The organism is Massilistercora timonensis, assembly GCF_048354975.1.
Taxonomy (GTDB): domain Bacteria; phylum Bacillota; class Clostridia; order Lachnospirales; family Lachnospiraceae; genus Massilistercora; species Massilistercora timonensis.
Genome location: NZ_DBGCJQ010000072.1, coordinates 1 through 10,095, shown reverse-complemented (window position 1 = coordinate 10,095; position 10,095 = coordinate 1). Strand labels below are relative to the sequence as shown.

Here is a 10,095-nt window from a genome sequence, read left to right as displayed (position 1 = left end):
GCTGCGGCTTAAGCGCGGTGGAGGATGCAAGAAGAGTAGCGGCTTCCCTTGGGATCCCCTATTATGTCATGAATTTCCGGCAGGAATTCCGGGAGCAGGTGATCGACTATTTTGTGCAGGAATATGAGAAGGGGCGAACCCCCAATCCCTGCATCGCCTGCAACCGGTATGTGAAGTGGGAAGCCCTCCTTAACCGGAGCCGGGCCATCGGGGCGGATTATATCGCCACCGGGCATTACGCCCGGGTCTGTCAGCTGGATAATGGAAGGTATACCCTTGGCAGGGCAAAGGGCGGGGAGAAGGATCAGACTTACGCCCTGTACAGTCTGACCCAGGAGCAGCTTGCCCATACCCTGATGCCGGTAGGCGCTTATGACAAGGGCAGGATCCGCGAGATTGCCCAGGAACTGGGCCTTCGCGTGGCGGATAAGCCAGACAGCCAGGACATCTGCTTTGTCCCGGACGGAGACTATGCCTCCTACATCCGGGAATATACCGGGAGAGAAAGCATTCCCGGTAACTTTGTCCTTGCGGACGGTACAGTGGTGGGACAGCATAAGGGGATCATCCATTATACGGTGGGCCAGCGGAAGGGCCTGGGACTTTCCATGGGAATGCCGGTGTTCGTGCTGGAGATCCGGCCAGAGACCAATGAGATTGTGGTGGGACCGGCGGAAAACGCCCTGACCCGTACCGTCCGGGCGGACCAGGTGAATTTCATGGCGATCCCGGATCTTACGGCTCCCCGGCGGGTGTGGGCCAAGATCCGTTATAACCACAGGGGCGCCTGGTGCACCGTAGAAAAGACCGGAGAGGATGAGATCCTGTGCACCTTTGAAGAACCCCAGCGGGCCGTCACCCCGGGACAGGCAGTGGTATTGTATGAGGACGACTGCGTACTGGGCGGCGGGACCATCCGGGGAAATGACAAGACTAGATAAGAGAGGACAAACAATCATGAGGGCAGACGTGCATATGCATTCATTCTTTTCCCATGATTCCGGGGCGGCTCCGGAGGAGATGATCCGGGCGGCTATTGGGAAAGGACTGGAGATGATCTGTTTTACAGATCATTTTGACAAGGACGATATGGAGTGGGGAGAGGAGAGTATTTTTGACCCGGAAATGTATTTCAGGACTCTTCGTCCCCTGCAGGAGAAATACCGGGATCAGATCGACGTCAGGATCGGCGTGGAGCTGGGACTGCGGCCTTACCTGGGAGATTATTACCGGGAGTTTGTGTCCCGGTATCCCTTTGACTTTGTTATCGGGTCCGTCCATTGTGTGGATTCCTCTGATCCGGCCACCGGACAGCTTTTTGCCAGCCAGACGGACACAGAGGCTTACCGGCAGACATTTACCGAGACGCTGGAAGACATCCGGGCCTTTCAGGACTTTGACGTGCTGGGCCATCTGGATTATGTGGTCCGGTACGGAAGGAACCGGGAGAGAGATTACCGGTATGAACGGTTCTCCCAGGAGATCGATGAGATCCTGCGCTTTCTGATAGAGAACGGGAAAGGGCTGGAATTAAATACAGCTGGCCTGAAGTACGGTCTTCCCTTCGCCCATCCCCATCCGGATGTACTGAAGCGTTACCGGGAACTGGGAGGAGAGATCATTACAGTAGGGGCGGACGGGCACTGTCCGGAGCACGTCGCCTATGATTACCACAAGGTGGGGGAGATCCTGAGAGCCTGCGGTTTTGAATATTATACAGAATTTAAGGACAGAAAGCCGGTTTTTAAGCATCTTCCATAAAAATACAAATAGAGACTTGAATTTTTGCATTGGATTTAGTACAATTATCTACAGTTGATGATTCTTTAACAATGTTAAGGGATTGACAAATAAAGCCGCGGAAAGCGGCGAATTAAACTTTTTAGGAGGAATTAATCATGGCAGTAAAAGTAGCGATCAATGGATTCGGCCGTATTGGACGTCTTGCGTTCAGACAGATGTTCGGAGCAGAGGGATATGAGGTAGTTGCGATCAACGACCTGACATCTCCGAAGATGCTTGCTCACCTGTTAAAGTATGATTCTTCACAGGGCAAATACGCACTGGCTGACACCGTACAGGCAACCGATGACTCTATCATCGTTGACGGCAAGGAGATCAAGATCTACGCAAAGGCAAACGCTGAGGAGCTTCCCTGGGGAGAGATCGGTGTAGACGTTGTTCTGGAGTGTACAGGTTTCTACACCTCCAAGGAGAAGGCTTCCGCACACGTAAAAGCTGGAGCAAGAAAAGTCGTTATCTCCGCACCGGCTGGAAACGACCTGCCAACTATCGTATATAATGTAAACCACAACACCCTGAAGCCGGAAGATACTGTTATCTCCGCAGCTTCCTGTACTACAAACTGTCTGGCTCCGATGGCAAAGGCTCTGAACGACCTTGCACCGATCAAGACAGGTATCATGTGTACCATCCACGCTTACACAGGCGATCAGATGACTCTGGACGGACCGCAGAGAAAAGGCGATCTGAGAAGATCCCGTGCGGCTGCCTGCAACATCGTTCCTAACAGCACCGGCGCTGCGAAAGCCATCGGTCTGGTTATCCCGGAACTGAACGGCAAACTGATCGGAGCTGCTCAGCGTGTTCCGACCCCGACAGGTTCTACCACGATCCTGACCGCTGTTGTAGAGGGCAACGTAACCGTTGATCAGATCAACGAGGCTATGAAGGCTGCTTCCAACGAGTCCTTCGGATACAACACAGACGAGATCGTATCCAGCGATATCATCGGTATGAGATATGGTTCTCTGTTCGACGCTACTCAGACGATGGTACTTCCTCTGGACAACGGAACCACACAGGTTCAGGTTGTTTCCTGGTATGACAATGAGAATTCATACACCAGCCAGATGGTAAGAACAATCAAATACTTCTCTGAATTAGCATAATCAAGACTCAAAAAAGGGTCCGGTCTTTCAAGGACCGGACCCTTTTCTGGATGAAATTATAAAAATTGAGGAGGCAGACTTATGCTTAATAAAAAATCTGTAGACGATATTAATGTAAAAGGAAAGAAAGTCCTGGTAAGATGCGATTTCAACGTACCGCTGATCGATGGAAAGATCACTGACGAGAACCGTCTGGTAGCAGCTCTTCCCACCATCAAGAAGCTGATCGCTGACGGTGGAAAGGTTATCCTTTGTTCCCATCTTGGCAAGCCCAAGGGACAGCCGGTTCCGGAACTTTCCCTGGCGCCTGTGGCAGTACGCCTGTCCGAGCTTCTGGGCCAGGAAGTAAAATTTGCCGCTGATCCGGAAGTTGTGGGACCAAACGCAAAGGCTGCGGTAGAAGCCATGAAAGACGGCGATGTGATCCTTCTTGAGAACACCCGTTATCGTGCGGAGGAGACCAAGAACGGCGAGGAGTTCAGCAAAGAGCTGGCTTCCCTGTGCGATGTATTTGTAAACGACGCCTTTGGAACCGCACACAGAGCGCATTGCTCCAACGTAGGCGTTACCCAGTATGTAGATACCGCTGTAGTAGGATATCTGATGCAGAAAGAGATCGATTTCCTTGGAAATGCAGTGAATAATCCGGAACGTCCCTTTGTGGCCATCCTGGGCGGAGCCAAAGTTTCCAGCAAGATCTCTGTGATCGAGAATCTGCTTGATAAAGTAGACACCCTGATCATCGGCGGCGGTATGTCCTACACCTTCAGCAAGGCGCAGGGCGGAAGCGTAGGTAAATCTCTTCTTGAGGAAGATTACTGCGAATATGCGCTGAACATGCTGAAAAAGGCTGAGGAGAAAGGCGTGAAGCTTCTGCTTCCTGTTGATACCGTGATCGCAGATGATTTCTCCAATGAGGCTAACAAGAAAGTAGTAAAAGCAGGCGAGATCCCGGAAGACTGGGAAGGCTTGGATATCGGACCGGAGACAGAGAAGATCTTCTGCGATGCCGTGAAGGACGCTAAGACCGTTGTATGGAACGGGCCTATGGGAGCGTTCGAGATGCCAAACTTCGCACACGGCACTGAGGCAGTTGCCAAGGCTCTGGCAGAGACAGACGCCACCACCATCATCGGCGGCGGAGATTCTGCAGCAGCAGTAAACCAGTTGGGATATGGCGACAAGATGACCCACATCTCCACCGGCGGCGGAGCTTCCCTGGAATTCCTGGAAGGCAAAGAACTGCCCGGCGTAGCAGCCGCTAATGATAAATAGAGCACTTGGTGAGGTTTTTTCGAACCTAGTGCGAATTTAGTTCTTCGGAACTTGGCGAGGTCTTTTCGAGCCTAGTCTCGAAGAACTTCCTTAGCTTAGCGTTTACTTAGTTCGCCGTAGTTGACGAGCGCGAGCATGAAATGCGAAGCGTGAGTCCTAGCGGAGGCGAACATACCCGTCTGGCAGCGCGAAGGTTGAGGTTAGCGTTTACTTAGTTCGCCGTAGTTGACGAGCGCGAGCGAACATACCCATTTTATTTCATACAATTTAAGGAGACTAAGAAAATGGCAAGAAAGAAAATTATCGCAGGCAACTGGAAGATGAACAAGACTCCTAGCGAGGCAGTTGCCCTGGTGGAAGAACTGAAACCACTGGTAGCAAATGAAGAAGTAGACGTAGTATTCTGCGTGCCGGCCATCGACATCGTTCCGGTGGTAGAGGCCTGCAAGGGAACCAACATCCAGGTTGGGGCAGAGAATATGTATTTTGAAGAGAGCGGAGCCTACACCGGCGAGATCGCTCCGGCTATGCTGGTAGACGCCGGCGTAAAATATGTGGTTCTGGGTCACTCTGAGAGAAGAGACTACTTTGGAGAGACCAATGAGGATGTAAATAAGAAGGTGCTGAAAGCTTTCGAACATGGTATCACCCCCATCATGTGCTGCGGCGAGACTCTGGAGCAGAGAGAGCAGGGCGTGACCATGGATTTCATCCGTCAGCAGGTAAAGGTAGGCCTTCAGAACGTAACAGCCGACCAGGCAAAGGCTATGGTTATCGCTTATGAGCCGATCTGGGCTATCGGAACCGGAAAGACTGCAACCACCGAGCAGGCAGAGGAAGTGTGCAAGGGCATTCGTGAGTGCATCGCGGAAGTTTATGATGAGGCTACTGCAGAAGCTATCCGTATCCAGTACGGTGGATCTGTGAACGCAGGAAATGCAGCGGAATTATTTGCTCAGGCTGACATTGACGGCGGCCTGGTGGGCGGAGCTTCCTTGAAGGCTGACTTTGGTAAAATCGTAAATTACAAATAAGCAGCGGAAGCAATAGGAGAGACAGACGGCGTGTCCTGGAGATTCCAGAATGCGCCGTTTCCTTTTCCGGGAATTATTCAATAGAAACAGCAGGAGGAGTGTGCAATGGGGATTGCAGTGAATCGGGCGGGAGATACCTTTCATCTTTATAATCAGGAGATCAGTTATATCATGAAAGTACTTCCCAATCATCAGATGGGTCAGATTTATTTTGGAAAACGTATTCAGATACCGGAGGACTGTTCTTATTTTCTGGAGACTTCTTCACGTCCCATGTCCTCCTGTGTGTTTGATACGGACAACCGGTTTTCTATGGAGCATATCCGGCAGGAATACGGGGTGTTCGGCACCTCGGACTATCGCATGCCTGCCACAGAAGTCCTTCAGGAAAACGGAAGCCGGATCTCGGAGTTCTGTTTCCGGGAATACAGGATCCAGGCAGGGAAGCCCAAGCTTCCCGGACTTCCGGCAACCTATGTTGAAAATGAAGAAGAGGCCGAGACGCTGGTGATCCGGCTGGCGGACCCGGTGACAGGGCTGGAGCTGGAGCTGTTTTACACCATTTTTGCCGCAGGCGGGATCCTGGCAAGGAACGCGCGTTTTGTAAACCGGGGGGAACAGGCGCTTCATTTGCAGTCGGCCATGAGCCTCTGTCTGGATCTTCCGGACAGCGGCTATGATATGATCCAGTTCTCCGGCGCCTGGGCGAGAGAGCGGTATCCAAAGACGAGAAGGCTGGAGCAGGGGATCCAGTCTGTGGGCAGTATCAGAGGAAATTCTTCCCACAACCACAATCCATTTATGATCCTGAAGCGTCCGACGGCGGATGAGTTTCAGGGGGAAGCCATTGGATTTAGCCTGATCTACAGCGGCAATTTCCTGGCGCAGGTGGAGGTGGATACCTACGATACGGCGAGAGTGCTGCTGGGGATCCATCCCCACTGCTTTGACTGGAAACTGGATCCTTCTGAGGAATTCCAGACGCCGGAAGCAGTGATGGTATATACGGATCAGGGGCTGAACCATTTAAGCCAGACCTTCCACAGGCTGTATCAGAAGCGTCTTGCAAGAGGTTACTGGAGGGACCGGGTGCGCCCGATCCTGATCAATAACTGGGAGGCCACCTATTTTGATTTTACAGAAGACAAGCTGGTCGAAATCGCGGAAAAGGCAAGAGAGTGCGGCGTGGAATTGTTTGTGCTGGATGACGGCTGGTTTGGGAAACGGTGCGGGGAACAGGCAGGATTAGGCGACTGGGTGGCCAATCCGGATCGCCTGAAGAACGGGATCACCGGGCTGGCACGGCGGATTGAAGATCTGGGTATGAAATTCGGTCTCTGGTTTGAGCCAGAGATGGTGAATAAGGATTCTGACCTTTACCGGGAACATCCGGACTGGATCATTCAGGCGCCTGGACGCAGGAATTCTCATGGAAGATACCAGTACGTGCTGGATTTTTCCAGAAAAGAAGTGGTGGACCGGATCTATGAGATGATGGATAAGATCCTTTCTGAGGCAAAGGTGTCTTATATCAAATGGGACATGAACCGGAGTATCACGGAATGTTATTCAGCGGCGCTTCCGCCTGACCGGCAGGGGGAGGTCTATCACCGGTATATCCTTGGAGTCTATGATCTTTATGAGAGGCTGACTTCAAAATTCCCGCAGGTTCTCTTTGAATCCTGCGCAAGCGGAGGCGGGCGGTTTGATCCGGGAATGCTGTATTACGCGCCTCAGTGCTGGACCAGCGATGATTCTGACGCAGTAGAGCGGATCAAGATCCAGTACGGGACTTCCTACTGTTATCCGGTGAGCAGCATGGGAACCCATGTGTCTGTCGTTCCCAACCATCAGATCAACCGGATCACACCGCTGGATACAAGAGCGAATGTGGCATATTTCGGGACATTTGGCTATGAGCTGGACCTGAATACCTTGACGGCCGATGAACAGGAAGAGGTAAAGGGGCAGATCGCATTTATGAAACAGTACCGGCAGTTATTCCAGTTCGGCACATTTTACCGGCTGCAGAGCCCCTTTGAACATAATACTTCGGCCTGGATGGTGGTAAGCGAAGACAGGAAGGAGGCCATCGTAGGCTGGTACCGTGTCCTGAACGGCGTCAATCTGCCCTATACCCGGCTTCGCCTGAAAGGGTTGACTGAGGATCTGCCTTATAGGGTCAATGGGGGAAGGGACATCCATTACGGAAGCGAGCTGATGAACGCAGGATTGATCACAACGGACGCCTCTTCCGGGCAGGCACAGGGAAATGAAAAAATGTGCCGGGATTTTGAGTCCAGACTTTATATCCTGAAGGCAGATCAGGGGGACAAACAGGAATCGGATGTTTTCAAAACAGGGAAATTGTTGTATAATAGCATCCGGTGACAAGGAGGAGAAGAATGAGATATCTTGAGATACCCATACAGGTGGAAGGTTCTTTGGAATATGCAAAGCTTGAGACCTATCTTCTGGATACGCCCACGGAGAAGATCCGGATCCAGAAGCGGCCCATGGTGGTGATCTGCCCGGGCGGAGGGTACGAGAAGCTGAGTTACCGGGAGGGTGAGCCTCTGGCGGTGCATTTCCTGGATCAGGGTTATCACGCCTGTGTGCTGCGGTACTCTGTGGCTCCGGCCAGATTTCCAACCCCTCTTCTGGAGCTGGGAGAAGTGATGAAGCTGATCCGCGCCAGGGCGGAGGAATGGCAGGTGGATACCGATCATATCCTGCTCCACGGGGCATCGGCAGGCGGTCATCTGATCGGCATGCTGGGGGTGTTCTGGAAGAAGGAGTGGCTGGCGAAGGAGCTTCATACATCGGCGGATGTGCTGCGGCCGGCAGGGCTGATGTTCAGCTATCCGGTGGTCACATCGTCAGAGCCTGAGGGCCATCTGGGGAGTTTTTGCAACCTGCTGGGAGAAGATTTTGAGAAGGAAAAAGAACATTTTTCCCTGGAGGAGCAGGTGACCGGGGATACGCCCCCGTCTTTCATATGGCATACAGCCACAGATGAGACAGTGCCGGTGGAGAATTCCTTCCTTCTGGCAATGGCGCTTAAGAAAGCAGGTGTTCCGGTGGAACTGCACATTTTCCCGGAAGGGCCCCATGGGCTGAGTCTTGCGTCCCCGCTTGTGGAGCGGCTGGACGGGTCCGGGGTGGAAGAAGGCTGCCAGTGCTGGATTAAGCTTGCGGACGCCTGGATGAAGCGTCTGTGCGGCGAGGAGTAGCGCAGAGGGCGGACCGGGAAACCGTGTCGAGATATGTCGAAAAAGATAGAAAAAGAAGGAGAATAAGAACATGAGCAAGAAACCAACAGTATTGATGATCCTGGACGGATACGGACTGAATGAGTGTGAAAAAGGCAATGCGGTGGCTGAGGCGAAGACGCCGGTGATGGACCAGCTGATGAAGGAGTATCCCTTTGTAAAGGGCAATGCCAGCGGGATGGCGGTAGGACTTCCGGAAGGACAGATGGGAAACTCTGAGGTGGGACACCTGAATATGGGAGCCGGCAGGATCGTTTATCAGGACCTGACTAAAATCACCAAGGCTATCCAGGATGGAGATTTCTTTGAGAATAAAGCTCTTCTTTCCGCCTGCGAGAATGTGAAGGCCAATGATTCCAGCCTGCATCTTATGGGACTGGTGTCCGACGGCGGTGTGCACAGTCATATCGAGCACATTTACGGGCTGCTGGAACTGGCGAAGCGCCAGGGCATTGGGAAGGTTTACGTACACTGTTTCCTGGACGGAAGAGATACCCCTCCGGCATCTGGCAAAGAGTATGTAGAGCAGCTGGAAGCGAAGATGAAGGAACTGGGCGTAGGAGAAGTGGCTACGGTGATGGGCCGTTACTACGCTATGGACCGGGACAACCGCTGGGATCGTGTGGAGAAGGCTTACCGGGCGCTGGTGTACGGCGAGGGCGAGCAGGCAGTGAGCGGACCGGCAGGGATCCAGGCTTCCTACGACAAGGATACCACCGATGAGTTTGTGCTGCCCACCGTTGTAATGAAAGACGGGAAACCCACGGCTACGGTAAAGGAGAAGGATTCCATCATCTTCTTTAACTTCCGCCCGGACCGGGCAAGAGAGATCACCCGTACCTTCTGTGATGACGAGTTCACAGGGTTTGAACGGGGCGAGCGGGTGAAGACCACCTATGTATGTTTCACAGAATATGATGTGACCATTGAGAATAAAGAGATCGCTTTCGTAAAAGAAGAGATCACCAATACCTTTGGAGAATATCTGGCGGCTCACGGCCTGAAGCAGGCGCGGATCGCGGAAACAGAGAAATATGCTCACGTTACCTTCTTCTTCAACGGAGGCGTAGAAGAGCCAAACGAGGGCGAGGACCGGATCCTGGTGAAATCCCCCAAGGTTGCCACCTATGATCTGAAGCCGGAGATGAGCGCTTATGAAGTGTGCGACAAGCTGACCGAGGCCATCCGCTCCGGGAAATATGATGTGATCATCATCAATTTCGCTAATCCGGACATGGTAGGACATACCGGAGTAGAGGCGGCGGCCATCAAGGCCATCGAGGCGGTTGATGAGTGCGTGGGCAAGGCAGTTGCAGCCATCAAAGAAGTGGACGGACAGATGTTCATCTGCGCGGACCACGGAAACGCAGAGCAGCTCATTGACGATGAGACCGGCGAGCCATTTACGGCCCACACCACCAATCCGGTGCCGTTCATCCTGGTGAACGCAGATCCGGCTTACCGCTTAAGAGAGGGCGGCTGCCTGGCAGACATCGCCCCCACACTGATCCAGCTGATGGGTATGGAGCAGCCAAAAGAAATGACCGGAAAATCGTTGTTGATCTAAAAAGGGACAGGGTATTTTCAATCTGGGACGTGGTA

At 52.7% G+C, this 10,095-nt stretch carries 8 protein-coding genes; all 8 read left to right on the top strand.

Annotation, left to right across the window (positions count from 1 at the left end):
- The coding region (gene mnmA / locus ACML7B_RS06740) for a tRNA 2-thiouridine(34) synthase MnmA (RefSeq protein ID WP_418540075.1) at positions 1–941 on the top strand (941 nt) is incomplete at its 5' end.
- 16 nt (positions 942–957) lie between these two features.
- On the top strand, positions 958–1,761 hold the full coding sequence (locus ACML7B_RS06735) for a histidinol-phosphatase HisJ family protein (RefSeq protein ID WP_418540074.1): 804 nt from the start codon (positions 958–960) through the stop codon (positions 1,759–1,761).
- Between the two features lie 137 nt (positions 1,762–1,898).
- Positions 1,899–2,912 carry a type I glyceraldehyde-3-phosphate dehydrogenase gene (gap, locus tag ACML7B_RS06730; RefSeq protein ID WP_106788409.1) on the top strand — a complete coding sequence of 338 codons (1,014 nt, stop codon included), beginning with the start codon at positions 1,899–1,901 and terminating at the stop codon, positions 2,910–2,912.
- 81 nt (positions 2,913–2,993) lie between these two features.
- Positions 2,994–4,187 carry a phosphoglycerate kinase gene (locus ACML7B_RS06725; protein WP_418540073.1) on the top strand — a complete coding sequence of 398 codons (1,194 nt, stop codon included), beginning with the start codon at positions 2,994–2,996 and terminating at the stop codon, positions 4,185–4,187.
- A gap of 284 nt (positions 4,188–4,471) precedes the next feature.
- Complete coding sequence (gene tpiA / locus ACML7B_RS06720; protein WP_106788406.1) at positions 4,472–5,221, top strand: triose-phosphate isomerase; 750 nt, start codon at positions 4,472–4,474, stop codon at positions 5,219–5,221.
- 105 nt (positions 5,222–5,326) lie between these two features.
- Positions 5,327–7,612: an alpha-galactosidase gene (locus ACML7B_RS06715; RefSeq protein WP_418540070.1), complete on the top strand. Its 2,286-nt coding sequence runs from the start codon at positions 5,327–5,329 to the stop codon at positions 7,610–7,612.
- 14 nt (positions 7,613–7,626) lie between these two features.
- Positions 7,627–8,454 (top strand): alpha/beta hydrolase, encoded by an 828-nt coding sequence (locus ACML7B_RS06710; protein ID WP_418540068.1) that lies wholly within the window; start codon positions 7,627–7,629, stop codon positions 8,452–8,454.
- Between the two features lie 70 nt (positions 8,455–8,524).
- Entirely contained in the window at positions 8,525–10,060 is a 1,536-nt protein-coding gene (gene gpmI, locus ACML7B_RS06705; protein WP_418540067.1) for a 2,3-bisphosphoglycerate-independent phosphoglycerate mutase, read from the top strand.
- Positions 10,061–10,095 lie beyond the last annotated feature (35 nt).